26 protein-coding genes and 1 tRNA gene are annotated in these 25,659 nt (G+C 72.0%); 2 read left to right on the forward strand and 25 right to left on the reverse strand.

Going from position 1 to position 25,659, the window contains the following annotated elements; translation table 11 throughout:
* Window positions 1–9 precede the first annotated feature (9 nt).
* From AC5WRL_RS19560 to AC5WRL_RS19650, 19 genes are all read right to left on the reverse strand, one after another.
* Window positions 10–840 (reverse strand): F0F1 ATP synthase subunit delta, encoded by an 831-nt coding sequence (locus AC5WRL_RS19560; protein ID WP_496089898.1) that lies wholly within the window; start codon window positions 838–840, stop codon window positions 10–12.
* Window positions 837–1,400: a F0F1 ATP synthase subunit B gene (locus tag AC5WRL_RS19565; RefSeq protein ID WP_496089899.1), complete on the reverse strand. Its 564-nt coding sequence runs from the start codon at window positions 1,398–1,400 to the stop codon at window positions 837–839. Before AC5WRL_RS19565 ends, AC5WRL_RS19560 begins: the two co-directional genes overlap by 4 nt.
* Before the next feature lie 40 nt (window positions 1,401–1,440).
* A complete protein-coding gene (atpE, locus tag AC5WRL_RS19570) occupies window positions 1,441–1,683 on the reverse strand; it encodes an ATP synthase F0 subunit C (protein WP_496089900.1) in 243 nt (80 codons plus the stop codon).
* An 85-nt stretch (window positions 1,684–1,768) separates the two neighbouring features.
* On the reverse strand, window positions 1,769–2,584 hold the full coding sequence (gene atpB, locus AC5WRL_RS19575; RefSeq protein WP_496089901.1) for a F0F1 ATP synthase subunit A: 816 nt from the start codon (window positions 2,582–2,584) through the stop codon (window positions 1,769–1,771).
* A 274-nt stretch (window positions 2,585–2,858) separates the two neighbouring features.
* Window positions 2,859–3,284 carry a Cg1360 family ATP-synthase-associated protein gene (locus AC5WRL_RS19580; protein WP_496089902.1) on the reverse strand — a complete coding sequence of 142 codons (426 nt, stop codon included), beginning with the start codon at window positions 3,282–3,284 and terminating at the stop codon, window positions 2,859–2,861.
* Between the two features lie 204 nt (window positions 3,285–3,488).
* Window positions 3,489–4,835 (reverse strand): MraY family glycosyltransferase, encoded by a 1,347-nt coding sequence (locus AC5WRL_RS19585; protein WP_496089903.1) that lies wholly within the window; start codon window positions 4,833–4,835, stop codon window positions 3,489–3,491.
* A gap of 69 nt (window positions 4,836–4,904) precedes the next feature.
* Window positions 4,905–5,582 (reverse strand): arsenate reductase/protein-tyrosine-phosphatase family protein, encoded by a 678-nt coding sequence (locus AC5WRL_RS19590; protein WP_496089904.1) that lies wholly within the window; start codon window positions 5,580–5,582, stop codon window positions 4,905–4,907.
* The gene (locus AC5WRL_RS19595) at window positions 5,579–6,226 is read right to left on the reverse strand and encodes an L-threonylcarbamoyladenylate synthase (RefSeq protein WP_496089905.1); all 648 of its coding nucleotides are present in this window, start codon (window positions 6,224–6,226) and stop codon (window positions 5,579–5,581) included. The genes AC5WRL_RS19590 and AC5WRL_RS19595 overlap by 4 nt, the downstream gene beginning before the upstream one ends.
* Window positions 6,227–6,245: 19 nt before the next feature.
* A complete protein-coding gene (prmC, locus tag AC5WRL_RS19600; protein WP_496089906.1) occupies window positions 6,246–7,139 on the reverse strand; it encodes a peptide chain release factor N(5)-glutamine methyltransferase in 894 nt (297 codons plus the stop codon).
* A 16-nt stretch (window positions 7,140–7,155) separates the two neighbouring features.
* The gene (gene prfA, locus AC5WRL_RS19605) at window positions 7,156–8,226 is read right to left on the reverse strand and encodes a peptide chain release factor 1 (RefSeq protein WP_496089907.1); all 1,071 of its coding nucleotides are present in this window, start codon (window positions 8,224–8,226) and stop codon (window positions 7,156–7,158) included.
* Window positions 8,227–8,372: 146 nt separating this feature from the next.
* Window positions 8,373–8,597 (reverse strand): 50S ribosomal protein L31, encoded by a 225-nt coding sequence (gene rpmE / locus AC5WRL_RS19610; RefSeq protein ID WP_496089908.1) that lies wholly within the window; start codon window positions 8,595–8,597, stop codon window positions 8,373–8,375.
* A 122-nt stretch (window positions 8,598–8,719) separates the two neighbouring features.
* A complete protein-coding gene (locus tag AC5WRL_RS19615; RefSeq protein WP_496089909.1) occupies window positions 8,720–9,838 on the reverse strand; it encodes an LCP family protein in 1,119 nt (372 codons plus the stop codon).
* A gap of 88 nt (window positions 9,839–9,926) precedes the next feature.
* Window positions 9,927–11,921, reverse strand: coding sequence for a transcription termination factor Rho (gene rho, locus AC5WRL_RS19620; RefSeq protein WP_496089910.1), 1,995 nt, complete (start codon window positions 11,919–11,921; stop codon window positions 9,927–9,929).
* A gap of 408 nt (window positions 11,922–12,329) precedes the next feature.
* Window positions 12,330–13,265, reverse strand: a complete 936-nt coding sequence (gene thrB, locus AC5WRL_RS19625; RefSeq protein WP_496089911.1) for a homoserine kinase — start codon at window positions 13,263–13,265, stop codon at window positions 12,330–12,332.
* 180 nt (window positions 13,266–13,445) lie between these two features.
* The gene (thrC, locus tag AC5WRL_RS19630; RefSeq protein WP_496089966.1) at window positions 13,446–14,519 is read right to left on the reverse strand and encodes a threonine synthase; all 1,074 of its coding nucleotides are present in this window, start codon (window positions 14,517–14,519) and stop codon (window positions 13,446–13,448) included.
* Window positions 14,520–14,562: 43 nt separating this feature from the next.
* Window positions 14,563–15,855, reverse strand: coding sequence for a homoserine dehydrogenase (locus AC5WRL_RS19635; protein ID WP_496089912.1), 1,293 nt, complete (start codon window positions 15,853–15,855; stop codon window positions 14,563–14,565).
* A gap of 95 nt (window positions 15,856–15,950) precedes the next feature.
* A complete protein-coding gene (lysA, locus tag AC5WRL_RS19640; RefSeq protein WP_496089913.1) occupies window positions 15,951–17,345 on the reverse strand; it encodes a diaminopimelate decarboxylase in 1,395 nt (464 codons plus the stop codon).
* A 24-nt stretch (window positions 17,346–17,369) separates the two neighbouring features.
* Window positions 17,370–18,134 (reverse strand): DALR anticodon-binding domain-containing protein, encoded by a 765-nt coding sequence (locus tag AC5WRL_RS19645; protein ID WP_496089914.1) that lies wholly within the window; start codon window positions 18,132–18,134, stop codon window positions 17,370–17,372.
* A complete protein-coding gene (locus AC5WRL_RS19650; RefSeq protein WP_496089915.1) occupies window positions 18,131–18,538 on the reverse strand; it encodes a response regulator in 408 nt (135 codons plus the stop codon). Before AC5WRL_RS19650 ends, AC5WRL_RS19645 begins: the two co-directional genes overlap by 4 nt.
* A 128-nt stretch (window positions 18,539–18,666) precedes the next feature.
* Between AC5WRL_RS19650 and AC5WRL_RS19655 the strand changes: the two genes are divergently transcribed.
* Both AC5WRL_RS19655 and AC5WRL_RS19660 read left to right on the forward strand, forming a co-directional pair.
* A tRNA-Arg gene (locus AC5WRL_RS19655) sits at window positions 18,667–18,738 on the forward strand.
* Between the two features lie 132 nt (window positions 18,739–18,870).
* A complete protein-coding gene (locus tag AC5WRL_RS19660) occupies window positions 18,871–19,854 on the forward strand; it encodes a helix-turn-helix transcriptional regulator (protein WP_496089967.1) in 984 nt (327 codons plus the stop codon).
* 4 nt (window positions 19,855–19,858) lie between these two features.
* Here AC5WRL_RS19660 and AC5WRL_RS19665 read toward each other — a convergent pair whose 3' ends face one another.
* The 6 genes from AC5WRL_RS19665 to AC5WRL_RS19690 form a co-directional block, all read right to left on the reverse strand.
* Complete coding sequence (locus AC5WRL_RS19665; protein ID WP_496089916.1) at window positions 19,859–20,107, reverse strand: hypothetical protein; 249 nt, start codon at window positions 20,105–20,107, stop codon at window positions 19,859–19,861.
* Window positions 20,108–20,188: 81 nt separating this feature from the next.
* Window positions 20,189–20,476: a hypothetical protein gene (locus AC5WRL_RS19670; RefSeq protein WP_496089917.1), complete on the reverse strand. Its 288-nt coding sequence runs from the start codon at window positions 20,474–20,476 to the stop codon at window positions 20,189–20,191.
* A gap of 88 nt (window positions 20,477–20,564) precedes the next feature.
* Window positions 20,565–22,373 carry an ABC transporter ATP-binding protein gene (locus AC5WRL_RS19675; protein WP_496089918.1) on the reverse strand — a complete coding sequence of 603 codons (1,809 nt, stop codon included), beginning with the start codon at window positions 22,371–22,373 and terminating at the stop codon, window positions 20,565–20,567.
* Complete coding sequence (locus tag AC5WRL_RS19680) at window positions 22,363–23,163, reverse strand: class I SAM-dependent methyltransferase (protein WP_496089919.1); 801 nt, start codon at window positions 23,161–23,163, stop codon at window positions 22,363–22,365. The genes AC5WRL_RS19675 and AC5WRL_RS19680 overlap by 11 nt, the downstream gene beginning before the upstream one ends.
* Complete coding sequence (locus tag AC5WRL_RS19685) at window positions 23,160–23,708, reverse strand: hypothetical protein (RefSeq protein WP_496089920.1); 549 nt, start codon at window positions 23,706–23,708, stop codon at window positions 23,160–23,162. The genes AC5WRL_RS19680 and AC5WRL_RS19685 overlap by 4 nt, the downstream gene beginning before the upstream one ends.
* Window positions 23,705–25,624 carry an alpha/beta fold hydrolase gene (locus tag AC5WRL_RS19690; protein ID WP_496089921.1) on the reverse strand — a complete coding sequence of 640 codons (1,920 nt, stop codon included), beginning with the start codon at window positions 25,622–25,624 and terminating at the stop codon, window positions 23,705–23,707. Before AC5WRL_RS19690 ends, AC5WRL_RS19685 begins: the two co-directional genes overlap by 4 nt.
* Window positions 25,625–25,659 lie beyond the last annotated feature (35 nt).

Consider the following 25,659-nt stretch of genomic DNA (forward strand, 5'->3'; position numbering starts at 1 on the left):
CCCGCCGCGTCAGCCGGCCAGCCGGCGGGTGACCTCGTCCAGGCGGTCCGCGACGGTGCCGTGGATGACCTCGTCGCCGATCCGGACCGAGATCCCGCCGAGGACCTCGGGGTCGATGTCGAGGTTCAGCTGGATGTCCCGGCCGTACAGCCGCGCCAGGGCGTCGCCCAGGCGCTGCCGCTGGGTGTCACTGAGCGGCACCGCGGAGGTGACGACCGCGACGGAGCGGCTGCGCCGGGTGGCGGCCAGCGTGTACAGCGCTTCCAGCCCACCGTCCAGGCTACGTCCCCGCGGATGTTCCACGAGGCGGGTGATCAGCCGCTCGGTGACGGCGTCGGCGCGTCCGCCCAGCAGGCGGTGCGCCAGCGCGCTCCGGGCGGCGGTGGCCCGGCCGGTGCTGTCCTTGCCGGTCAGCGCGGCCCGCAGCTCCGGGGAGCCGGCCAGGATCCGGGTGAACCGGAACAGCTCGTCCTCCACGGCGTCCAGCGTCCCGGCCCGCTCGGCGGCGATGAGGTCGGCGGTGTCCGCCAGCTCCTCCACCGCGTCCACCAGGCCGCGGGACGCGGACCAGCGGGAGCGGACCATGCCGGAGACCAGGTCGAGGGCTTCCCCGCCGACCTGGCCGCGCAGCAGCCGGCCGACGAGGTCGGCCTTGGCCTGGCCGGACTGCGCCGGGTCGGTGAGCACCCGGCGCAGGGAGACCTCGCGGTCGAGCAGCGCGGTGACCGCCGCCAGGTCACCGGCGAGCGCGGCCGGGTCGACGGCCGTGCTGTCGGTGAGGGCGTTCAGCGCGCCGCGCGCCGCCTCCAGGGCTTCGCGGCTGGCGCCCGAGGTGCTCACCGGGCCGCCTCGGCGGCGTCACCGGAGGACGTGGCAGCGGCCTTGTCCTCCAGGTCGGCCAGGAAGCGGTCGATGGTACGGCTCTGGCGGGCGTGGTCCTCCAGGGACTCCCCCACCAGCCGGCCGGCCAGCTCGGTGGCCAGCCGTCCGACGTCCTGCCGCAGCGCCTCGGCGGCCTGCTTGCGGTCGGCCTCGATCTGGGTGTGGCCGGCGGCGATGATCTCCTCGCGCTGCCGCTGGCCTTCCTCACGCATCTCGGCGATGAGCGCGGCGCCCTGCTCCTTGGCCTCCTGGCGCAGCCGGGCGGCCTCGTGGCGGGCCTCGGCGAGCTGCTCCTTGTAGCTCTCCAGCGTCTGGCGGGCCTCGGCCTGGGTGGCCTCGGCCTTCTCCATGCCGCCTTCGATGGCCTCGCGCCGCTCGTCCAGCACCTTGTTGATGCTGGGCAGCAGCTTCTTGTAGAAGACGAAGAAGATGACGCCGAAGCAGAACAGACCGATGAAGACCTCGGGCCACACCGGCAGCAGGGGGTTCTGCGGCCCCTCAGCAGCCATGTTGATCATGATCGTGGACCTCTCGTCGGTGATGACTTCGGGAGGGACTTCAGATGGCGAACGCCAGCACGAAGCCCATCAGCGCCAGCGCCTCGATGACGGCCATGCCGAGCAGCATGTTCTGGCGGACGATACCGGCGGCCTCGGGCTGCCGGGCGATCGCCTGCACACCGTTGCCGAAGACCAGGCCGACGCCGACACCGGGGCCGATGGCGGCCAGGCCGAAGCCGATGGTGTTCAGGCTGCCCTTGAGGTCGATGGTGGTGGCGGCGAGGTCGAGAGCTGCGGACATGTCCGTGGTTCCTTCTCTGTGGTGGTTCGGCGGAGCGATGTGTCCACCGGGTGTGGTGCGGTCGGGGGGTGGTGCGGGGCCTGTCTCAGTGGGCTTCTTCGAGCGCCTGCTGGAGATAGGTGGCGGTCAGCACGACGAAGACGTACGCCTGGAGCGCCTGGATGAACATCTCGAACACGGTCAGCAGCAGCGCCATGAACAGCGAGCCGGCCGCGTAGAAGGTGCCGAGGACGGTGCCCATCATGTACCAGGCGCCGATGATGAAGAGCAGCAGCACCAGGTGGCCGGCGAACATGTTGGCGAAGAGCCGGACCGCCAGCGTGAACGGGCGCAGGAAGACGTTCGAGATGAACTCGATCGGGGTCAGGATGAGGTAGATCGGCTTGGGCAGCCCGCTGGGGATGCACAGGTTCCTGATGCCGCCGACGAAGCCGTTGGTCTTGAACGTGACCGTCATGTAGGTGACCCACACGACCAGCGCGAGCCCGGCCGGGAAGGCGATGGCCGAGGTGACGGGGAACTGGGCGAACGGCACGACCGCCCAGAGGTTCATGATCCATACGAAGAAGAACAGCGAGACCAGCAACGGGACGAAGGGCTCGGCCTTCTTGTTGCCGATGATGTCGCGGGCGACGCCCCGGCGGATGAAGTCGTAGCCGGCCTCGGCCACCATCTGGAGCTTGCCGGGCACCACCTTCGGGCGGGCGAACGCGGCCCAGAAGAAGCTCACGATCGCCACGGTGCCGATCAGCGCCAGCAGCATGGCCTTGTTGAACTCGATCCCCCCCCAGGGAAGGGTGAAGATCGGATCGAAGACGAACGACCACACTGACGGAGCGGGGAAGCCGCACTCCTGGAACAGATGACAGTCGGTCTCGAAGGCGAGCACCTGGTCATTCATCACCGTGAGCTCCTTCGGCGTGACGCATGGATACGGCAACCTCGGTGTGTCGGCGTGGCTGCATGCCACAGGACGGCACTGGACTGGGTGGGGTGGGAGCGGTACCGGTCAGCGCGCCCGTGGCGCGCCCCGGCCGGAGTCAGAGCGTCGGGTGCGATCGTCCCGCACGATCCGCACGCCACGGCTTTCCCGGCTCCCGGCGACGGACGATAGCAGTCCTCGGTGACATCCCGTATGCCGCCCCCGGGGCAACCGGAGGACTCGCCGCCGCTGGTCATGACCCGCCGCCGCTGGGCGTCTTGGCGGACTCCGGTACGACATAAGGGGTCTTGGCGGCCAGATGACCCCGTACCTGGCCGCCCAGCCAGGCGACGAGGCCGACCACGACACCGATCGCGAAGGCGCGGTTGTCGAGGAAGGAGGCGTCCCGCAGCAGGACGAGCAGCAGGAACAGCCCGATCATCTGTGTGGTGTAGATCACAAGGGCCGCGCCCAGGAGCAACTCCTGGTAGCGGTTGCCGACATGAATCAGACTCAGCTGACCTGCGGCGAAGAAGAGCCCGGCCACCAGCACGCCGAGGGCGGTGCTGAGCGCCCCCCCGGCACCCGCCAGCAGGGCCGCGGCCACGGTGGCCACCGCTCCGGCCGCCGCAGTGGGGATCGCGGCGCCGCGGAGTATCCGGGCGTCGTTGGACTGCATGGAAGTGTTCTCCGGCGGGCTGTGGGGACTGTCGTCATTGACGAGGGGAAGAGCGGCCCGGGCCCGACGACAGAGCGCGTCGGTCCGAGTCTCGTGAACGCTATCACAAACTATTTGATGAGGTCTTTACCCAGTTCGTGTGTAGGACCTCACACGAAAGAGCTAATCGGTGCGTCGCCATGCTGACCGGCGACGGTCGGTCTGTTAGTGGGTGTCGATCTTGCGGCGCCGGGCGAAACGCTGCCGCTCCCCCACCGCGGTGGCCCCGTTCAGACCGTGCTTGCGGGTCACCGTGGCCACCGGCGAGGGCTCGCCGGCGCTCTCCCCGTCCGGCACGGCGACGGCCTGCGCCGCGCCCCGCGCACCCTCCGCACCCTCCGGAGCCGGCGAGAGCGCGCCGGCCGGGGCCGGGCGCCGCCACCGCTGGGGCAGCCCCACCGGGATCCGGGGCAGCAGCAGCACGATCAGCCCGACCGCGCTCAGCCCCACCACCCCCGGCACGATCCACGCCCCGACCCCCTGCACCGAGAACCCCACCACACCGAACGCGATCAGCCCCGACCAGAAGTACATGACCAGCACCGCACGCCGGTGCGAGTGCCCGATCTCCAGCAGCCGGTGGTGCAGATGCCCCCGGTCCGCCGCGAACGGCGACTGCCCGTTCCAGGTACGCCGCACGATCGCCAGCACCAGATCGGCGAACGGCACCGCGATGATCGTCAGCGGCAGCAGCAGCGGAATGTAGACCGGCACCATCTCGTGCACCGCGCCGCGCACCGAACCCGTGAACAGCTTCATCGCGTCCGGGTCCACCTGCCCGGTGATCGACACCGCGCCCGCCGCCAGGATCAGCCCCAGCAGCATCGACCCCGAGTCGCCCATGAAGATCCGCGCCGGATGCAGATTGTGCGGCAGGAACCCCAGGCACATCCCCATCAGCACCGCCGCGAACAGCGTGGCCGGCGCCGCCGACTCGATCGCGTAGCCGTACCAGATCCGGTACGAGTACAGGAAGAACGCCGCCGCCGCGATGCACACCATGCCCGCCGCGAGACCGTCCAGGCCGTCCACGAAGTTCACCGCGTTGATGGTCACCACCACCAGCGCCACGGTCAGCAGCGTGCCCTGCAACGGGGTCAGCGCCACCACCCCCACACCCGGCACCGGCAGCCACAGAATCGTCAGCCCCTGGAGCACCATCACCCCGGCCGCGACCATCTGGAGGCCCAGCTTCACCAGGGCGTCCACGCCCCACTTGTCGTCCAGCACCCCCAGCAGCCAGATCAGCGCCGCCGCCGACAGCAGCGCCTTCGGCTCGTCGAACTGCCGGAACACCTGGGAGGTGTTGGACAGCTGCGAGGCCACCAGCAGACCCGCGCACAGCCCGCCGAACATCGCGATACCGCCGAGCCGCGGGGTCGGCTCCCGGTGCACGTCACGGGCCCGCACCGCGGGCGCGGCCCCCGCCGCGATGGCGAACTTCCGTACCGGTCCGGTCAGCAGATACGTGACCGCAGCCGCGACACAGAGCGTCAGGAGATATTCACGCACAGGCTGCCCCAGAAGTCTCGCCGGTCCTCAGCGCAACACCTTCTCATGCCCGCCGGCCTCCCCCACCGCTCAGGTCCGGTCCCACGGCGCGGGCACCCCGGTCAGCGCGGTGACCACCGGATCCAGCGCCGCCCTGATCTCCTCGCCGATGCTGCGGAAATACGGGATCGGCGCCCCGTACGGGTCCTGCACCTCGTCCGCCTCGGCGGTCGGCGCCAGCAGCCAGCCGCGCAGCGCCGCCGCCGCGCTGGCCAGCGCCCGCGCCCGGTGCACCAGCGCCTCCGGCGAACCACCGGCCGGCAGCGTACTGACGTCGATCGCCCGGACCAGCCGGGTGAACTCCTTCAGCGTGAAGGTACGCAGCCCCGCCGAGTGGCCCATCGCGATCACCTGCTGCCGGTGATCGCGGGTGGCGGTCAGCACCAGATCGGCGTGGATGACATGCTCATCGAGAAGTTCGCGGCCGAAGAACCCGGCCGCGTCCGCCCCGTACTCGGCCAGTACCTGCGCCGCGTGCTCCTCCATCGGGGCACCCTCGTGCCCCCAGGTGCCCGCGCTCTCGACCACCAGCACATCGCCGAACCCGCCCAGGCGCTGGGTCAGAGCCTGCCTGGTGAGCCGTTCGGTGATCGGTGAGCGGCACACATTCCCCGTACTGACATGCAGAATCCGGAAGACCGGGCGGACCCCGCCGGCCGGCTCGGTCGGCTCCGGTTGCCGTATGCCACTGTCCGCAAGCGCGGTCAATGGGAGATCTCCAGGTCGGGCACGACCTTGCGCAGCTCCTCCTCGCTCACCGCACCGGCGCGCAGCAGCCGGGGAACCGGCCGGGTGACATCGATGATCGACGAGGGCACCGTGTCCGGGGTGGGGCCGCCGTCCAGGTAGACCGCGACGGAGTCGCCCAGCATCTCCTGGGCGGCGTCGCACACCTGGGGCGCGGGGTGACCGGTGAGGTTGGCGGAGGAGACGGCCATCGGGCCGAAGTCCTTGAGCAGTTCGAGGGCGACCGGGTGCAGCGGCATCCGCACCGCCACGGTGCCCCGGGTCTCCCCCAGGTCCCAGGTGAGGGACGGCTGGTGGCGGGCCACGATGGTCAGCGCGCCGGGCCAGAACGCGTCCACCAGCTCCCACGCCTGCTCGGAGAAGTCGGTGACCAACCCGTGCAGCGTGTTCGGCGAGCCCACCAGCACCGGGGAGGGCACCCCCCGGCCACGGCCCTTGGCCTCCAGCAGATCGCCCACGGCGGTCGTGTTGAACGCGTCCGCGCCGATCCCGTACACCGTGTCGGTCGGCAGGACGACGAGATCGCCGCGCCGTACGGCGGACGCCGCCTCGCGCAGCCCGTGCTTACGGTCGACCACGTCCGTGCAGTCGTAACGCCGTGCCATCAGTGAACGTCCTCCTTGGTCATCGGTTGACCCTGCGGGCGGTGGCGAACCGCGGTCGGTTGTTGAGATCGGGGTGATCGGCGGCATCCGCCCAGCCGCGGTCCTCGGTGAAGATCCACGGCACCTGGCCGCCCTGGGAGTCGGCGTGCTCGACCACCACGATGCCGCCGGGGCGCAGCAGCCGGTGCGCGGCGCGCTCCAGGCCCCGGATGGTGTCCAGGCCGTCCTCGCCGGAGAACAGCGCCAGCTGCGGGTCGTGGTCGCGGGCCTCGGGTGCCACGTGCTCCCACTCGGTGAGCGGGATGTAGGGCGGATTGGAGATCACCAGATCGACCTGGCCGGCCAGCTGCGGCAGGGCGGTCAGGGCGTCGCCGTGGTGCAGCACCACGCGGGAGCCCTCGGCGTTGCGCCGGGCGTACTCCAGGGCGCGTTCGTCCAGCTCCACGCCGTGCACCCTGGAGCGCGGCACCTCCTGCGCCAGCGCGAGCGCGATGGCGCCCGAGCCGGTGCACAGATCGACGATCAGCGGCTCGGCGACATCCATCGCCCGTACCGCGTCTATCGCCCAGCCGACCACCGACTCGGTCTCCGGGCGGGGCACGAACACCCCTGGCCCCACATGGAGTTCGAGATAGCGGAAGAACGCCCGCCCGGTGATGTGCTGGAGCGGCTCACGCGCCTCGCGGCGGGCGATCGCCTCCCAGTAGCGGGCGTCGAACTCGGCGTCGTCGACGGTGTGCAGCCGGGGACGCTCCGTGCCGTGCACGTACGCCGCCAGTTCCTCGGCGTCGAAGCGTGGCGAGGGCACCCCCGCGTCGGCGAGCCGCTGGGTGGCGCGGGCCACCTCGGCGAGCAGCAGGGAACGGGGGTAGGAGGATGGCCCGGCGGCGGATGACCCGGATGATGACGTCACGTTCCCCACCCTACGGTCACTGCGCCGCCGCGAGCTTGGCGGCGGAGTCGGCATCGACGCAGGCCTGGATGACGGCGTCGAGCTCGCCGTCCAGGACCTGGTCGAGGTTGTACGCCTTGAAGCCCACGCGGTGGTCGGAGATGCGGTTCTCGGGGAAGTTGTAGGTGCGCACCCGCTCGGAGCGGTCCACGGTACGCACCTGGCTGCGCCGGGCGTCCGACGCTTCCCTGTCGGCCTCCTCCTGGGCGGCGGCCAGCAGCCGGGCGCGCAGGATGCGCAGCGCCTGGTCCTTGTTCTGGAGCTGGCTCTTCTCGTTCTGGCAGGAGACGACGATGCCGGTGGGGAGGTGGGTGATGCGCACCGCGGAGTCGGTGGTGTTGACGGACTGGCCGCCGGGCCCCGAGGAGCGGTAGACGTCGATCCGCAGGTCGTTCGGGTTGATCTCGACGTCGACGTCCTCGGCCTCGGGCAGCACCAGCACGCCGGCGGCGGAGGTGTGGATGCGGCCCTGGGACTCGGTGGCGGGCACCCGCTGCACGCGGTGCACCCCGCCCTCGTACTTCAGGCGGGCCCACACGCCGGAGCCGGGCTCCGCGTTGCTCTTGGTCTTGACGGCGACCGAGACGTCCTTGTAGCCGCCGAGGTCGGACTCGTTGGCGTCGATCAGCTCGGTCTTCCAGCCGACGCGCTCGGCGTAGCGCAGATACATCCGCAGCAGATCGCCGGCGAACAGCGCGGACTCGTCGCCGCCCTCGCCGGCCTTGATCTCCAGGATGACGTCCTTGTCGTCGCTGGGGTCGCGGGGCACCAGCAGCAGCCGCAGCCGTTCGGTGACGGCCTCGCGGGCGGCGGTCAGCTCCTTGACCTCGGCGGCGAAGTCCGGGTCTTCCTGGGCGAGTTCGCGGGCGGTGTCGATGTCCTCGCCGTACTGCTTCCAGGAGTGGTACGCGGCGATGACCGGGGTCAGCTCGGCGTACCGCTTGCTCAGCTTCCGCGCGGTGGCCTGGTCGGCGTGCACCGCGGGATCGGCGAGCCGCCGTTCGAGGTCGGCGTGCTCGCCGATCAGTTCCTCGACCGCCTCGAACATCGTGTGCTCCTGAAGGAAGGATGGGACCGCGGGGACAGCGGGACAGGGGGACAGCGGGACAGCGGGACAGCGGGGACATGAAAGGCGCCGGTCCGGCCGCCTCCGCACGCAAGCGGGAGGCGTCCGGCCCGGCGCCAGGGGTGGGGCTACTTCTTCGCGGCCCCGGCGTTCTTGCCGAAGCGCGCCTCGAAGCGGGCCACCCGGCCACCGGTGTCGAGGATCTTCTGCTTGCCGGTGTAGAAGGGGTGGCACTCGGAGCACACGTCGGCGCGGATGCTGCCCTCGGTCATGGTGCTGTGCGTGGTGAACGACGCCCCACAGGTACAGCTGACCTGGGTCTCGACGTACTCCGGGTGAATGTCGCGCTTCATGGGTCTCTCCTTGCGTTCTGGAGGGCGCCGGGTCGGCACGCCGGATGCGTGCCGTGAACCGGAGCCGGCGGCTCAGTCTGCCAGCAGTGTCCGCTGCGTCCAAAACGAGGGTGCCCGGGCCGTTATTCCCGGCCTCCCGCGCCGACCGGCCCGCCGGGTGCCGGCCGGTCCGCGGTGTCGGCGTCGCGCACCGAGGCGGGCACCGGCTCGTCCTCCTTGAGGGCCCGCCACAGCTGCTCGCTCTGCGGGTCCAGGGGCACCACCCGGTTGGGGTCGCTCTCGTCGTGGCCGACCGGCACGGTGATCAGGTCCAGCTGGTCGGGCCCGATGTCCTTGAGGGTACGGGCCAGGCCGGTCAGCTCGGAGACGGAGGCCAGCGCGGAGTCGGTGGTGAGGGAGGAGGTGGCGGTGTTGGCCAGGTCGTACAGCTTCTTGGGGTTGCTGAACACCCCGACGCTGCCGACCTGCTCCGACAGGGCGCGCAGGAAGGCGTGCTGGAGCTGGATGCGGCCCAGATCGCTGCCGTCGCCGATGGCGTGCCGGGTACGGACCAGGGCGAGGGCCTGCGCCCCGTCGAGGGTGTGGGTGCCGGCGGCGAGATCGAGGCGGCTGTCGGGATCGCGCAGATCCTCACGAGTGGTGATCCTGACGCCACCGAGGGTGTCGATGATCTTCTCGAAGCCCTTGAAGTCGATCTCGATGTAGTGGTCCATCCTGATGCCGGTCAGCGACTCGGTGGTCTTGACGGCGCAGGCGGGTCCGCCGATCTCGTACGCCTCGTTGTACATGGTGCGCGGCGCCTGCGGGGCGGTGGAGCCGTCGGCGCGGTCGCAGGCGGGCCGGGTGACCAGAGTGTCGCGCGGGATGGAGACCACGGTGGCGGCGTCGTGGTCCTCGTTGATGTGCACGATCATCGCGGTGTCGGCGCGGGCGCCCTCCCCGGAGCCGTAGACGCCGTTCTCCCCGGCCCGGGAGTCCGAGCCGAGTACCAGGATGTCCAGGGAGCCGTGCGGGGCGTCCTCGGGGCGGTCACCGCCGAGCGCGGAGTCGATGTCGAGGCCGGCGATGTTGCCGTCGAACTTGACGTAGAGGGCGACCCCCGCCGCGGCGGTCACCGTGCACGCCGCGGCGACGGTGAGGGCGGTGCCGCGCAGTCTGCGGCGCCGGCGGCGCGCGCGGGCGGCGACCGCCGACGCGCCGGGCGGCAGAGCGTCATCCGCTTCCGCTGGATCATCCGCCATTGCCCCAGTTTCACCCGATACGGCGAGGGCCGCATCACCACAATGGGTGATGCGGCCCTGACCAGGGTGTTCCGTTCCGGCCGGAAGATCAGTCCTGGCCGGGGGTGGTCTTCTGGATCTGGAGCAGGAACTCCGCGTTGGACTTGGTCTTCTTCATCTTGTCCAGCAGCAGCTCCACGCCGGCCTGGGAGTCCAGGGCGTGCAGCACCCGGCGGAGCTTCCAGACGATGGCCAGCTCCTCGGCGCCCATCAGCAGGTCCTCCTTGCGGGTGGCCGACGCCTCGACATCCACCGCCGGGAAGATCCGCTTGTCGGACAGCCTGCGGTCGAGCTTGAGCTCCATGTTGCCGGTGCCCTTGAACTCCTCGAAGATCACCTCGTCCGCCCGCGAGCCGGTCTCCACCAGCGCGGTCGCCAGGATGGTCAGCGAGCCGCCGTCCTCGATGTTGCGGGCCGCGCCGAAGAACTTCTTCGGCGGGTAGAGCGCGGCGGAGTCGACACCACCGGACAGAATCCGGCCGGAGGCGGGCGCCGCCTGGTTGTAGGCGCGGCCGAGCCGGGTGATGTTGTCGAGCAGCACCACCACGTCGTGCCCCAGCTCCACCAGCCGCTTGGCGCGCTCGATGGCGAGCTCGGCGAGGGTGGTGTGGTCCTCGGCGGGACGGTCGAAGGTCGAGGAGATGACCTCGCCCTTGACGGCCCGCTGCATGTCGGTGACCTCTTCGGGCCGCTCGTCGACCAGCACGACCATCAGGTGGCACTCGGGGTTGTTGCGGGTGATGGCGTTGGCCACCGCCTGCATGATCGTGGTCTTGCCGGTACGCGGCGGGGCCACGATCAGACCGCGCTGGCCCTTGCCGATCGGCGAGACCAGGTCGATGATCCGGGTGATCAGCTGGTTGGGCTCGGTCTCCAGACGCAGCCGGTCCTGCGGGTACAGCGGCGTCAGCTTGTTGAACTCGGGGCGCGCGCGGCCGTGTTCGGCGGGCATGCCGTTGACCGAGTCGAGCCGGACGAGGGCGTTGAACTTCTCCCGCCGCTCGCCGTCCCGGGGCTGGCGGACCGCGCCGGTGACGTGGTCGCCCTTGCGCAGGACGTTCTTGCGGACCTGCGCGAGCGAGACATACACGTCGTTGGGGCCCGGCAGATAGCCGGAGGTGCGCACGAACGCGTAGTTGTCGAGGATGTCGAGGATGCCCGCGACGGGGATCAGCACATCGTCGTCGGCGACCTGCGGCTCGTTGAAGCCACCGGACTCCTCGCGCCCGCCGCGCCGCCCGCGCCGGTCGCGGTAGCGGCCCCGGCGGCCACGCCGGCCGTCGCCGAACTCGTCGTCGCCGCCCCGGTTGTCACGGTCGCGGTTGCCGTCCCGGCCACCGTCGCCACGGCCGCCGCCATCACGGTCCCGGTCACGATCGCGGTCCCGGTTGCCCCGGCCGCCGCCCTGGCCCTGGTTCTGACCCTGACCCTGGCCCTGGTTCTGGTTCTGCTGGCCCTGACCGCCGCCGTTCTTGCCACGGCGCTCACGCTCACGCTTGGGCCGCTCGGCGCCCTCGGCCTGACCGCCCTCGGCGTCCTTGGTGTCCTTGGCGGAAGCGGTACGACCGCCCGCCTTGCCGCTACCGGCATCGTTACCGGAGCCGGAGCCCTCGGCCTGGACCGGGATGTCGATCTGCTGCTGCCGCTGCTCGGCGGCGCGCTGCCCGTCGGCGGACTCACCCGTACGCGCCCGGGACGTGGTCCGGCGCTTGGGCTTGTCAGCGCCGCTCCCCTCGGACGCGGCGTCGGCCGCCTTGGTGTCCGGGGCGGGCGCCGGAGCGCCGCCGCCGGAGGAGCCGGCCTGCTTCTCCTTGATGACCTCGATCAGCTGGCTCTTGCGCATCCGCGCGGTGCCCCTGATCCCGAGGCCCGAGGCAACCTGCTGCAACTCGGCCAGCACCATGCCGTCGAGGCCGGTGCCGGAACGCCGGCGCTTGGGCGCGGCAGAGGCGGCGGGAGCGTCCGTGGCGGAGGCTGTGGCATCACCGGCGGTCTTGCCGGCGCTGTCGGCACTCACACCCATCAGATCGGTGGTGTCGCTCACGAAGGGTCCTTCCCTGGAGCGGGCGTCGGCCTGTCTGGCTCGGCGACCGGTTGTGCTGTCCGGCTGCGGTCCCCAGTGAGCGGGCCGGCCGGGCGGTGGTTCCGCCGGTGCGACATGGCGGAAGGAATCAATGCAACGTGCGATGCGGGGGAATCACGGAGAAGCACGGGGAATCGCCGCGAAACGACGCCGCACCCATTCCGGAGCGGACTCGGCATGCCCGGCAGGCTGCGCAGGCAGATGAGTGAAGGCTCCCGGAAGAATCGGATGGTCCCGTGGACGGGACCCCGGAATACCGTTCCCCTGGAGAAGTCCATCGGGACGGTACGTGCAGACTTGAGATTAACACTACCGGATACTGCCTTCATTCCCCCACTCCTGGTACGGAAATCCCGTGCCCGCCGTACCTCACCTGGCGGGTCCCGGGGATCCGCCGAGCGGCAGCACACTGGCTCCCGACAGGTCCAGGGCCAGCCGGTTGGCCGTCCAGTCGGCACCGGCCAGCCGCGCCGTCTTGTCGGCCGCGTCGTCACTCACCAGCGCCAGCACGGTCGGCCCGGCGCCCGAGATCACCGCCGGCACCCCGTCGGCGCGCAGCCGGCGCACCAGATCCATGCTCTCGCTCATGGCCGGCGCCCGGTAGTCCTGGTGCAGCCGGTCCTCGGTGGCCGGCAGCAGCAGCTCGGGGCGCCGGGTCAGCGCCTCGACCAGCAGCGCGGCGCGCCCCGCGTTGAGCGCGGCGTCCGCGTGCGGCACCTGGCGCGGCAGCAGCCCGCGCGCGGTGGCCGTCAGCAGCGGCCTCGACGGCACGAACACCACCGGCACCACCCCGTCCGCCGGCTCCATGCGGATCGCCCGCACCGCGCCGGTCTCGCCCCAGGCGAGGGTGAAGCCGCCCAGCAGACAGGCGGCCACATTGTCCGGGTGGCCCTCGATCTCGGTCGCCAGCTCCAGCAGGGCGGCGTCGTCCAGCCGGCTCTCGCCGCCCGAGGTCACCGCCCGCGCCGCCATCAGCCCCGCGCAGATCGCGGCCGAGGACGAGCCGAGGCCCCGGCCGTGCGGGATGCGGTTGGCGCACACCACCTCCAGGCCGCGCGGCTGGCCGCCGAGCGCCTCGAAGGCGGTGCGCAGCGAGCGGACCAGCAGATGCCGCTCGTCGCGGGGCAGCGTCTCGGCGCCCTCGCCGGCGATGTCGATGTGCAGCCCGGACTCCGCCACCCTGACGACGACATCGTCGTACAGCCCCAGGGCCAGCCCGAGGGCGTCGAATCCGGGGCCGAGATTGGCGCTGGTCGCCGGGACCCGCACGCGGACGGCGGCGGCACGGAAGGCGGGATGGGCCATCGCTCGATGACTCTCCTTGGTGAGATGTGCGGCATGCCCCGGAGGCCGACCTGTCTCGCGATCGCGCTGCACGGGGTGAATACCAGCCTATCGAAGGAAGGTTCAGACGCGATACAGGGTGGCGGGGTGTCGCCCCGGGCCGCGTGCCCCGGGCCTTGCGCCCGGGGCACGCGGGGCGACTCAGGCCAGCCCGAGCCGCTCGGCCGCGGCGTCCGCGTCCACCGGCACCGTGACCGGCTGCGGAGCGCCGGCCACCGCCCAGTCCGGGTCCTTCAGGCCGTTGCCGGTGACGGTGCACACGATGCGCTGCCCCGGATCGACCTTGCCCTGCTCGGCGGCCTTCAGCAGCCCGGCGACCGAGGCGGCCGAGGCGGGCTCGACGAAGACACCCTCCCCGGCGGCCAACAGCCGGTAGGCGGACAGGATCTGCCGGTCGGTCACCTCGTCGATGAGGCCGCCCGACTCGTCCCTGGCGCGCTCGGCGAACGTCCACGAGGCCGGGTTGCCGATCCGGATGGCGGTGGCGATGGTGGTGGGGTTGCGCACCGGCTCGCCCCGTACGATCGGCGCCGAGCCGGACGCCTGGAAGCCCCACATCCGGGGGGTACGGGAGGCGGGCCCGGTGGCCGCGTACTCCTGGTAACCCTTCCAGTACGCGGTGATGTTCCCGGCGTTGCCGACCGGCAGGACGTGGATGTCGGGGGCGTCGCCGAGCATGTCGACGATCTCGAAGGCGGCGGTCTTCTGCCCCTCGATGCGCACCGGGTTCACCGAATTGACGAGCGCCACCGGGTACTTGTCGGACAGCCCGCGGGCCAGCTCCAGGCAGTCGTCGAAGTTGCCGTCCACCTGGAGGATCTTCGCCCCGTGGACGAGGGCCTGCCCCATCTTGCCCAGCGCGATCTTGCCCTGCGGGACGAGGACGGCGCACACCATGCCCGCCCGTACCGCGTAGGCGGCGGCGGAGGCGGAGGTGTTGCCGGTGGAGGCGCAGATGACGGCCTTGGCGCCGGCCTCCTTGGCCTTGGAGATGGCCATGGTCATGCCCCGGTCCTTGAACGAACCGGTGGGGTTGGCGCCCTCGACCTTCAGATGCACCTCGCAGCCCGTGCGCTCGGACAGCACCTGCGCGGGTACGAGCGGGGTGCCGCCCTCGCGCAGCGTCACCACGGGCGTCCGAGCGGTGACCGGCAGCCGGTCGCGGTACTCCTCGATGACCCCACGCCACTGACGGCTGGTGCTGGTCGCGTCCAAGATGCTCACGGTGTCGTCCTGTTCACTCTCTGGGATGGGGCGGCTACTCGCCCTCGACGCGCATGATGCTGGCCACATCATGCACGGTGTCCAACTCGCGCAGCGCCTCGACGGTGGCGGTCAGCGCGGCGTCCGGGGCCCGGTGGGTGACGACGACCAGCGACGCCTCGCCGTCCTTGCCGGACTGCCGCACCGTGTCGATGGAGACACCGTGATCGGCGAAGACCATGGCGCACTGGGCCAGTACACCCGGTTTGTCGGCGACGTCGAGGCTGATGTGGTAGCGGGTGACGACCTCGCCCATCGGGCTCACCGGCAGCCGGGTGTACGCGGACTCCCCCGGGCCGCGCCCGCCGCCCAGCTTGTTGCGGCAGACGGCGACCAGGTCGCCCAGTACGGCGGAGGCGGTGGGCGCGCCGCCCGCGCCCGGCCCGTAGAACATCAGCTGGCCGGCCGAGTCGGCCTCGACGAACACCGCGTTGTAGGCGCCCTTGACGGAGGCCAGCGGATGGCTGAGCGGGATCATCGCCGGGTGTACCCGGGCGGTGACGGAGCGGCCGTCCTCGGCGCGCTCGCAGATGGCCAGCAGCTTGACGGTGCAGCCCATCCGGCGGGCGGAGGCGATGTCGGCCGTGGTGACCTCGGTGATGCCCTGGCGGTGCACGTCATCCAGGCCGACCCGGGTGTGGAAGGCGATCCCGGCGAGGATGGCGGCCTTGGCAGCGGCGTCGAAGCCCTCCACGTCGGCGGTGGGGTCGGCCTCGGCGTAGCCGAGGGCGGTGGCCTCGTCCAGGGCCTCGCCGTAGCCGGCGCCGGAGGATTCCATCCGGTCGAGGATGAAGTTGGTGGTGCCGTTGACGATGCCCAGTACCCGGTTGACCTTGTCGCCGGCCAGCGATTCGCGCAGCGGGCGCAGCAGCGGGATGGCGCCGGCGACGGCCGCCTCGTAGTAGAGGTCGGCGCCGTACTCGGCCGCTATGGCGTGCAGGGCGGGGCCGTCCTGGGCGAGCAGCGCCTTGTTGGCGGTGACCACTCCGGCGCCGTGCTCGAAGGCGGTGGCAATCAGGCCGCGGGCGGGCTCGACCCCGCCGATGACCTCCACCACGACATCGATGTCACCGCGGGAGACAAGGCCCTCGGCGTCCGTGGTGACGAGTGCGGGGTCGATGCCGGCCCGCACCCGGTCGGGGCGGCGGACGGCCACCCCGGCGAGTTCGAGCGGGGCGCCGACGCGGGCGGCGAGGTCTTCGGCGTGCGTCGTCATCAGGCGAACCACCTGGGAGCCGACCACGCCGCAGCCCAGCAGTGCCACCTTCAGCGGACGAGTACGCACCATTCGACCTCGCCTTTCCATGTCCGTTGCGAACCTCAGTCTTATGCAGGCGGGGGCGGCCCCCCGCCTGCGTTCAGTATGCGGACTCGGCGCCGGGCTCAGCCAACGTCGAGCCGCAGCAGATCGTCCTCGGTCTCGCGGCGGACGATCACCCGGTCGCCGCCGTCGGCGACGGCGACGACGGGCGGGCGGGGCACGTGGTTGTAGTTGCTCGCCATGGAACGGCAGTAGGCGCCGGTGGCGGCGACGGCGATCAGATCGCCCGGGGCCAGGTCGGCCGGGAGGTACGCGTCGCGGACGACGATGTCGCCACTCTCACAGTGCTTGCCGACGACCCGCACCAGCATGGGCAGCGCGTCGGAGGCGCGGGAGACCAGTGCCACCGAGTACTCGGCGTCGTAGAGCGCCGTCCGGATGTTGTCCGACATCCCCCCGTCCACACTGACGTACGTGCGCAGCCCCTCCAGCGGCTTGACGGTGCCGACCTCGTACAGGGTGAACGCGGACGGCCCGATGATGGCCCGCCCCGGCTCGACGGACAGCCGGGGCGCCGGGAGGCCGGCGGCGGCGCACTCGCGCTCGACGATGTCGCGGAGCGTCTTGGCGATGTCATGGGGTTCGAGCGGATCGTCGGTGGACGTGTAGGCGATCCCGAGCCCGCCCCCCAGATCGATCTCGGGCAGCGTCACCCCGAACTCGTCCCGGACCGAGCCGAGCAGCCGCACCACGCGGCGGGCGGAGACCTCGAACCCGGCGAGGTCGAAGATCTGCGAGCCGATGTGGGAGTGCACCCCCAGCAGCTCCAGGGCGTCCGGCTCGGCCAGGACCCGGCGTACCCCTTCGAGGGCGGCCCCGTCGGCCAGCGCGAGGCCGAACTTCTGGTCCTCGTGGGCGGTGGCGATGAACTCGTGGGTGTGCGCCTCGACGCCCACGGTCACCCGGACCAGGACCGGCTGGCGTACGCCGTGCTCGCGGGCGACGCGGGCGACCCGCTCGATCTCGTCATACGAATCAACAACAATCCGCCCCACCCCGACGGAGACGGCCCGCTCGATCTCGGTGAGGGACTTGTTGTTCCCGTGGAAGGCGATGGCGGCGGCGGGCATCCCGGCGGCCAGGGCGGTGGCCAGCTCGCCGCCCGAGCAGACATCGAGATTGAGCCCCTCCTCGCGCAGCCAGCGCACGACGGCGCGGGAGAGGAACGCCTTGCCGGCGTAGAACACATCGGCACCGTCCCCGAACGCCTGTCGCCAGGCGCGGCAACGGCCGCGGAAATCCGCCTCGTCGAGCACATAGGCGGGCGTCCCGTGCGTACCGGCGAGCTGATCGACGCCGACACCGGCGACGGAGACCACCCCGTCGTCGCGCCGCCGAACGGAGTGGGCCCAGACCTTGGGGTCGAGGGCGTTGAGATCGGTGGGCGGGGCGCTGTAGTGCCCCTCGGGCAGCACATCGGCGTGGCGGGGCCCGGCGGGGTGGGCGGAACGGCTCATGAAAGACCTCTGGTGGTGCGAGAGCTAAAGATACGGGGGGGCACTGACGCCCAGCCGGGACAGACCGCCGGCCAGCACCGTCGCGGTGGCCTGGGCGAGGGCCAGCCGCGCGCGGTGGGCGGTCCCGGGTTTCTCGTCGCCGACGGGCAGGGTGGCCCGTACGGATTCGGCGGCCAGCCAGGCGCCGGCGGTGGCGACGAGCCGCTGCGGACTGTTCCCGGCCGCGGCCCACTGCCCGAGCGCGTCCAGCAGCGCGCGCTCGGCGGGATGCGCGGCGGCGCCGGGCTCGGCGGCGAGCCCGAAGGCGGGGGCCCAGCGCAGCTGGGCACGGCAGCGGGCGTGCGCGTACCGCACCCGGAACAGCGGATTCTCCACCCGCTGCACCAGGAACCGGCCGGGATCACCGCCGGTGGCCTGGGCCCAGCGCGAGCTGTCACGCCGGGGATCGTCGGGGAGGGCGGGGGGGACGGTCAGCCCGATCAGGTGGGCGAGCAGCGCGGCATCCCCGCCCCCCGGGAGCCGGACGGTGAGAAACCCGTCCCGTACCCGTACGTCCTGGACCCCGTCCGCCACGCGGAGGGACTCCCGCAGCAGGTCGGCGACCTCGGCGGCGGTGCGCCCGGCCGGCCCGGCGAGCTGGTGGGCGACGGCGGTGGACCACCCCCGCTCCCCGTGCGGGGCGGGCCGCAGCACCACCCGGTCGGGAACGGCGGCACCGGGCAGCTGTCCGCTCTCGACGGCCCGGCGCACATGGCGCAGGACGAGACGGGACAGCTGGTCGGGGGTCACCCGGCCAGGGTACGAGAGGAGGCGGGCACCGGATGTCCCCGCCCCTCGGCGCGCAGCCGCCGTACCTCGCGTACGAGGGCGGCCGGCTCGAAGGGCTTGCCCAGCACGGCGTCCACCCCGGCGGGCGGGTGCTGGCCGGCGCTGGCGGTGACGAGGACGAGCGGGATGGGCGAGGTCCGCGGATCGATGCGCAGCCGGGAGACGGTGCGCAGCCCGTCGAGGCGGGGCATGGCGACATCGAGGGTGATGACATGCGGCCGGAACCGGTGCACGGCCTCCAGACATTCGGCGCCGTCGGACGCGGTCACGACCTCGAAGCCGTCGAGTTCGAGGTTGACCCTGATGAGCTGCCGGATGACCTGGCTGTCGTCGACGACAAGGACCCGGCCCGAAACGCCTGGCACCCCGCCAGAGTAAGCGCGTACCCCGCCCCCCGTCCGGCCCTTTCGCAAACTCCCACCCCGCGAGAACCCGGTACGGAGGCCCGCCGTGAAGCTGGTAATGTTCTCGGTGTCGCCAAGACAACCGCCAAGCCCCCGTAGCTCAGCGGATAGAGCATCGGCCTCCGGAGCCGTGTGCGCAGGTTCGAGTCCTGCCGGGGGCACATCGAGTGAAGGATGCAGTGCCTGCGGGCGCTGCATTTTTGTTTCTGTCTCTCTCCCGCCTTCGCATGGCGGCCGATCCGCCATAGGCTGCGCGGAAGGTTCTGGGGGAGGGCGTATTGCGTCACCACGCGATGTCGGTGCTCGGACTGTCGGCGGCCGAAGAAGAGATCTACCGGCACTTCCTGCGCAATCCCCGCACCTCCCCGCGTGAGATCCATGTCGTGCTGCGCTCCGGGCGCGCCGAGGCGCGGGACGCGGTGGAACGGCTGCGGGAACTGCGGCTGTTGCGGGGGGACGACGAGCACACCTGGGCCGCTGAGCCGGACACCGCGGTGCCACGGCTGGCCGAGGACCGGCTGGAGCGGCTGCATCAGGAGATGCGGCATCTCACCCAGACCAGGACCATCGTCGACTCACTGCACCGGGAACGCCCGGGCCCGGCGGCGGAGGGGTCGCCGGCGGGTGGCATCGAGCGGCTGGAGGATCTGCGGCTGGTGCGCAACCGCATCGATGATCTGTCGTTCTTCGCGCACTCCGAGGTGCTGTCCGCCGAGCCGTACGACGCGCTGACGAAGGAGAACATCGAGCACGCCCGGCCGCTGGACCTGCGCTGTCTGCGGCGCGGGGTGCGGATCCGCAATCTGGTGCGGGCCGCCGCGCTCACGGACGCCCCCACGCTCAGCTATCTGCGCGAACTCACCGCCCATGGCGCGCAGATCCGGATCGCCGAGGAGTTCTCCGAGCTGATCCTGGTGTACGACCGGCACACCGCGCTGGTCCCCATCGACCCCGCCAACACCTCGCGCGGCGCGCTGTGCGCCCGGGAGAGCGCCCTGGTCGGCAACATCATCACGCTGTTCGAGCGGTTGTGGGAGGCCGCGCGGGACTTCGGCACGCTGGTGGACTCCCCCGACCGGCTCAACCCCGAACTCTCGCAGGCGCAGCGGCAGGTGCTCCAGCGGATGTGCACGGTCAGCAAGGACGAGACCGGCGCCCGCGAGGTCGGGGTGTCGCTGCGCACCTACCGCCGGCACATCGCCGATCTGATGCAGTTGCTGGGGGCCGAGAACCGCGCCCACGCGGCGCTGCTCGCCCGCGACCGCGGCTGGATCTGAGCGTTCAGCGTTCCCCCGGCGTCAGCCGCCAGCGCCGCAGCGCCGGATCGGCCAGCGCGGCCTCCACCGTCGCCCGTACGGTGTGTCGGTCCGCCGGGCTGCCGGTCCGGACCCACAGCACGATGGCGGACGCCGACACCTCGTGCCGGTACGACCAGTGCGCGGGCAGCAGGCTCAGCAGCCGTACGAGCGCGATCTCGCCGTCCCGTGCGCTCTCGCCGGTGAAGGTGAGAGCGATCTCCGCACCGGTCATGCCCGCCCCGTGCGGACCGGGGCGACGGCGCGTACGCCGCCACCCGTCGCCCGTTTCATCGCCGTGCCGTCCCGCGCTCCCTCACTGCCAGCCGTTGGCGCAGGGGGTCTCACGTTCCTCGCGATTGCACTTTTCCCCGGGACGGGGGTGGGGCGGGAGCAGGTCACGGTCGAGCCGGTCCGCCGGATCGGCGAACTCGGTGCCCGCGAGCTGCGCCCAGCCGCCCGAGGCGCCGCCGCCCCCGCTGCTGCCGCCCCCGCCCTGGTGTGCGGTGGCCGCTCCCGCGCCGCCCAGGGCCAGCAGTCCGGCCAGGGCCAGCACCGAAACCCGCGCGGCGAAGCGCCGGCGCCGATTACGTGTGGTGTTCATCCATCTCCTCCTCGACTGTGGGGTGTTGGTGTGCACCCGGTGAATCTGTCAGGTTCCGCGGGCCGGTGGGAAGGGCCGCGACGGCAGCTCACTGCACCTGCCCGGCAGGATCCTGCCGCCCGAGCAACTGGGTGGCGGCCAGCCGCCGGTACAGTTCGTCGCGCGCCATCAGCTCCGGGTGCGTCCCCCGGTCGCGCACCCGGCCGCCGTCAAGGACCACGATGTGATCGGCGTCCACCACGGTGGAGATGCGATGGGCGATGGCGATCACCGCGCACCGCCGCGCGACCCGGGCCAGCACCTCGCGCAGCGCCGCCTCGGTGTCCGAGTCCAGGTGCGAGGTCGCCTCATCGAGCAGCATCACGGCGGGCCGCTGGAGCAACGCCCGTGCGATGCACACCCGTTGCCGCTGGCCGCCGGACAGCCCGGTGCCGTGGTCGCCGAGGACGGTGTCCAGCCCCCGGGGCAGGTCGGCGACCACCTGGGTGAGACCGGCCATCGCCACGACATCCAGGAGTTCGGCCTCGGTCGCGTCCGGGGCGGCGTAGGCGATGTTCTCGCGCAGGGTGCCGCGCATGGCGGTGCTGTCCTGCTGGACGTAGCCGACCCGCCCGCGGACCCGGGACAGCGGCAGGGCCGCGATGTCGTGGCCGTCCACCAGCACGGTGCCCTCGCGCGGCCGGTAGAACCGTTCGATCAGCTGGAAGGCGGTGGTCTTGCCGGCGCCGGACGGACCGACCAGGGCGGTCAGGCCGCGGGCCGGGACGGCGAAGGAGACCCCGTCCAGGACGTCCCGGCCGTCGTCGCCGTATCCGAAACGCACCCGGCGGAATTCGACGGCGGGACGGGCGGTACCCGTGTCCGTACCCGTACCCGTACCCGTATCCGCATCCGTATCCGTATCCGTACGGTCCTGCGGAGGCTCCGCCGGGCCGTCCTCCTGCGGCAGCCCGACGAGTTCGTCGACCCGGGCCATCGCGGCGCGGCCCTGCTGGTAGGCGCCGATGCTCATGAACACCAGCACCAGCGGCGACACCAGATAGAAGAGGTACATCACAAAGGCCGTGAAGTCCGCGAGCCCCAGCGAGCCGGTGGCGACGCGGGCCATGCCGGCGCCGACGACGGCGGCGAGCGACGCCTGGAGCCCCACGTTCATGGTCGGGGTCAGCAGCGAGGCGTACGCGGTGACCCGTACCCCCGAGCGCCGCGCCGCGTCCGCCAGCAGTCCGATGCGGTGCTGCTCGCGGTCCTCGGCACGGGCCGCCTTCACGGTGGGCAGGGCGGCCAGGACCCGATGCAGATCGGCGCCGAACTCCCCGGTGTCCGCCCGGTTGCGCACCGCCGCCAGCCGCAGCCGGCGGGCCAGCCACAGGGAGAGGACACTGGCGGCGCCGATGCAGCCGAGTGCGAGCAGCAGCAGCCACAGGTCGAGCCACGCCATCATCGCCACACAGCCGATGACCACCAGGCCGTTGACGATGATCTGCGCCAAGGACTGGGAGAGCGCGATCTTCACCAGGGAGGTGTCCGAGACCAGCCGGGTGTGCACGTCCCCCTGCCGTCTGGCCTGGTACGCGGCGAGGTCGCTGCGGAGCACCCGGCCGGTGAGGAACGTACGGGAGTCGCGGACGATGTTCTCCCCGGCCCGGCCGATGAGATAGCCCTGGGTGGCGGAGAGCGCGGCGTCGGCGAGGAGGAGCGCGGTGAGCAGCACGATCAGCCAGGTCACCGGGTTTCCGGCGCCGGCCGCCTCGATGAGGCCGGCGACGATGACCGGCTGGACGAGGGTGGAGGCGACGCCGACCACGCCCAGCAGCACACCGCCGCCGAGCAGCAGCCGGTGGCGGCGGGCGATGCCCCAGATGGTGCCCGGTGGTGGTTCCCGGTCACCGGCCATCGTCCGCACCCCCTCCCGCGACGGTCCGGCCGGCGTGGACGTAGCGGCTGATGTACAGCGGGCTGCCGGCCTCGTACGGGTTGCCGAACCAGTCGGTCTGCCGCCCGGCCGGTACCAGACCGGCGTCGGCCGCGTACCCGTCGACCTCCTCGGGGGTCGTCAGCCGGCTGGTCTCCTGGCCCGTACGGGTGGCCCCCGGCTCGTGCCACAGGTGCGACGCCTGCCACAGCACGCTGTCCGGCGGCAGGGTGGAGTACGTCTGGAGTCCGGTGTGCGGCTCCGGATAGGGCGTGAACCAGGAGGTGTGCCGGCGGCCTTCGTGCAGGGCGCGGATGAACGCCGGGTTGTGGCTCTCCACCACCAGCGTGCCGCCGGGCGCCAGCCGCTCGGCGGCGCGGGCGATCGCCGCCCGCTGTTCGCCGGCCGTCAGCAGGATCGACAGCGTGGCGCACACGCAGTACACCAGCCCGTACCGCCGTTCGTCCGTGTACGTCCTGATGTCGCCGCGCACCGGGGTGACGGGCGCCCCGGCGTCCGCCACGGCGGTGCGCAGCAGGGCGAGCATCTCGGGAGAGGAGTCGACGCCGGTGACGGGGCCCGCGAGGTGCGCCAGGGGGACGGCGATGCGGCCGGTGCCGACGCCGAACTCCAGTGTGCCGCCGCCGGGATGCCAGCCGGCCAGCACTTTGGCGGTCAGGTCCGCGTACCGGTCCTTGGGGAACAGCCGGTCGTAGAAGCCGGCGAAGACGCTGCCGTAGGCGGTGGCGCTGTCGTTGGGGGCGATGTTCATCGGGCCCGCTCCTTGCCCCGCGTCGGATGCCAGGGGTTGTAGGGGGAGACGAAGACGATGTCGGGCTCCTCCGCCTCGTCGTATCCGGCCACCCGGACCATCGTGAACTGGAAGCCCTTGACCCCCTCCGTCCCGGCACGTTCGATCCGGTCCCGGACGAAGGCGCTCATCAGCCGGTAGGCCGGCTGCCGGGTGACCACGTCGAAACCCTTGTCGAGGGCCATCAGGATCTCGCTGCCCACGTCGAAGACCGCCTTCTCGGGTCGCCGTCCGGGGAACCACACGATCTGCCGGGGCCGGCGGCCCTGGATGACCTCCACCGGCTGCCAGCCGGAGGTCTCGCCCGTCTCGCTGAGCGTGCGGTAGAAGAACTCGAAGTCGTGCTGGGCCGGGTTCGGGGCGAAGAAACGCCAGTTGGGGAACGCGGAGTTCAGCCGGTCCCAGCGCATCACCCGGTGGAAGGACTGGTGCGGGTGCTGGCCGGCCAGGGTACCGAGCAGCATCAGGCCCACGGCGATCCGGGCCGCGCCGTCCGCCGCCCTCATGACAGCTCCCGGGCGGCGCCGGCACTCGCTTGGGCGGGCCGGGCGGATCCGGCCGCGCGCAGGAAGGACACGATCCGCTGCCCCGTCGGCAGGGCGAACTCCGCCTTCGTCAGCAGCGAGTCGTGGTCCGCGCCCTCGATCACGGCTTCCTGTACGAGATGGCCGGGGCCGGCGGCCCGGTGGGTGTCCGCGAGTTCGCGGTGCAGCAGCAGCTGCTCCGGGTCGCGGTCCACGGTCTGCTGCGCGGAGATGACCAGGGCGTGCGCGGCGACCGGGGGCAACGGCCCGTCATGGGCGCGGAAGTCCGCCTCGGTGGCCCGCCATTCACGCAGCCCGGCCGTCCACATGCGGGCGTCGGCGTACTGGTGCATCGCCTTGGCCCGGAACGGGCGCGGCAGTTGGTCGACCCACTCCGGGCGGGTCAGCAGCACGCCGAGGCCGGCCCGGAGGCTGTTGGTGAAAGTACCGATCGCGTCGGTGAGCCGCTCGGCGGACTCGCTCTGCTGCTCCGAGCGGCGCAGTTCCGCCGGGTGCGAGCTGTCCAGGTGGATCAGTGCGTGCAGCCGTTCCCCGAGCGACGGCGCGGCCCGGCGGGCGAGTTCGCCGCCGAGCGAGTGCCCGGCGAGTACGACCTGCCGCCCGGCCGGCACCGCCCGCTCGATCAGGTCCAGCAGATCGTCGACCGACTCCTGGAGGGTGTACGGGCGGCCACCCGCGTACCGGCTGGGCCCGTACCCGGCCCGGCTGTAGGTGATCAGCTGCTGGCCGTCGCCGTGGGTCCGCAGCGCCTGGGCGAGCCAGCCGAAATGCTCCGGGAGCGCCGTCAGGCCGTGGACGAACACCACGACGGGGCCGGTGCCTTCGGGGGTGACGGTGGTGTCGTAGCCGAGCCGGTTGCCGTGCCGGGTGGTGACGTACTCGGTGCCGTACCAGCCGTCGCCGGCCCGCATCCGGCGGGCCGCGGCCAGCGCGCCCGCCACGGCGACGCCGCCGGCCAGCACCACGGCGACGGCGCGCAGCGCGCGGTCGTCGCGGCCGGCGATCGCCGGGTGGTCCTTGGGCGCGCTGGTGTAGGCGACCATCGGGTGCATCGAGGCGAAGGAGGTGACGAAGCGGCCCAGGCCCATGACGAAGCCGTTGGCCACGTGGAAGGAGAGCGTGGTCGCCAGCACCGGGCGGGCGAGCTTGCCGCCCTTGAGGTAGAGCACCGGGAACAGGCACTCCAGGGCCAGCACCCCGTGGGCCACCGCCCGGCCGGTGCGCGGGTAGCGCCGGGTCAGCCGCCACAGGCGGCGTTCGCCGTACGTGCGGGTCCGCAGGACTCCGCCGAGCGCCGTACCGCTGCGCCAGTCCTTGCCGAGCAGCTTGATCCAGCCGGAGACCAGATAGGACATGTTGGACTGGAGCGCCACGTACCACAGCAGCGCGTCCTGGGTCTGTTCCGAGGTGGCGAGGCGGGCGAGTCCGGTGGCGGTCTGGACCATGCCGGAAGCCTGGTCGGAGCCGTCGGAGCCGAGCCGGTGCAGTGGGTACATGGCGGCGCCCGACAGCCCGAGGAAGAGGTTGGCGGCGCCGCGCCAGCGGCCGTTGCCGGGCAGCAGCAGGGCGGCGCTGGTGGCGGCGCGGGCGGCGTACAGGGCGGTGGCGGCCTTCTCGTGGGCGAGGAGGTCAAGCGCCTTGCGGGTGGGCCGGGAACAGTCCGCGTACAGCTCGCGGTTGATCGACCAGTCGTTGAGGCCGCCGGGCCGCTGCTGCCGGCGGTCGCTGAGGAATTCGAGGGAGGCCACCAGGGAGGTGGCGGCCGACAGCCGCTCGGACAGCCCCATCGCCTGGCGGCGGCCGACGGGGACCGGGCCCAGCAGTGCGGCGAGCAGCTTTCTCGGCTTGGTGGACTTGGTGGAGGGGGGTCTCATCATCGCCTTCCGGGGGCCGGGAGAGCCGGGGAGCCGGG

This window comes from Streptomyces sp. NTD107, from assembly GCF_059510435.1.

Excerpts from the sequence above, each read along its gene's own strand:
- AC5WRL_RS19670 (WP_496089917.1), bottom strand. The coding sequence starts at position 20,476 with ATGAACACCACACGTAATCGGCGCCGGCGCTTCGCCGCGCGGGTTTCG.
- AC5WRL_RS19565 (WP_496089899.1), bottom strand. The coding sequence starts at position 1,400 with ATGATCAACATGGCTGCTGAGGGGCCGCAGAACCCCCTGCTGCCGGTG.
- AC5WRL_RS19680 (WP_496089919.1), bottom strand. The coding sequence starts at position 23,163 with ATGAACATCGCCCCCAACGACAGCGCCACCGCCTACGGCAGCGTCTTC.
- atpE (WP_496089900.1), bottom strand. The coding sequence starts at position 1,683 with ATGTCCGCAGCTCTCGACCTCGCCGCCACCACCATCGACCTCAAGGGC.
- prfA (WP_496089907.1), bottom strand. The coding sequence starts at position 8,226 with ATGTTCGAGGCGGTCGAGGAACTGATCGGCGAGCACGCCGACCTCGAA.
- atpB (WP_496089901.1), bottom strand. The coding sequence starts at position 2,584 with ATGAATGACCAGGTGCTCGCCTTCGAGACCGACTGTCATCTGTTCCAG.
- rpmE (WP_496089908.1), bottom strand. The coding sequence starts at position 8,597 with ATGAAGCGCGACATTCACCCGGAGTACGTCGAGACCCAGGTCAGCTGT.
- AC5WRL_RS19660 (WP_496089967.1), top strand. The coding sequence starts at position 18,871 with ATGTCGGTGCTCGGACTGTCGGCGGCCGAAGAAGAGATCTACCGGCAC.
- thrB (WP_496089911.1), bottom strand. The coding sequence starts at position 13,265 with ATGGCCCATCCCGCCTTCCGTGCCGCCGCCGTCCGCGTGCGGGTCCCG.
- AC5WRL_RS19635 (WP_496089912.1), bottom strand. The coding sequence starts at position 15,855 with ATGGTGCGTACTCGTCCGCTGAAGGTGGCACTGCTGGGCTGCGGCGTG.
- lysA (WP_496089913.1), bottom strand. The coding sequence starts at position 17,345 with ATGAGCCGTTCCGCCCACCCCGCCGGGCCCCGCCACGCCGATGTGCTG.
- AC5WRL_RS19685 (WP_496089920.1), bottom strand. The coding sequence starts at position 23,708 with ATGAGGGCGGCGGACGGCGCGGCCCGGATCGCCGTGGGCCTGATGCTG.
- AC5WRL_RS19595 (WP_496089905.1), bottom strand. The coding sequence starts at position 6,226 with ATGGCACGGCGTTACGACTGCACGGACGTGGTCGACCGTAAGCACGGG.
- AC5WRL_RS19665 (WP_496089916.1), bottom strand. The coding sequence starts at position 20,107 with ATGACCGGTGCGGAGATCGCTCTCACCTTCACCGGCGAGAGCGCACGG.
- AC5WRL_RS19615 (WP_496089909.1), bottom strand. The coding sequence starts at position 9,838 with ATGGCGGATGATCCAGCGGAAGCGGATGACGCTCTGCCGCCCGGCGCG.
- AC5WRL_RS19690 (WP_496089921.1), bottom strand. The coding sequence starts at position 25,624 with ATGATGAGACCCCCCTCCACCAAGTCCACCAAGCCGAGAAAGCTGCTC.
- AC5WRL_RS19675 (WP_496089918.1), bottom strand. The coding sequence starts at position 22,373 with ATGGCCGGTGACCGGGAACCACCACCGGGCACCATCTGGGGCATCGCC.
- AC5WRL_RS19580 (WP_496089902.1), bottom strand. The coding sequence starts at position 3,284 with ATGCAGTCCAACGACGCCCGGATACTCCGCGGCGCCGCGATCCCCACT.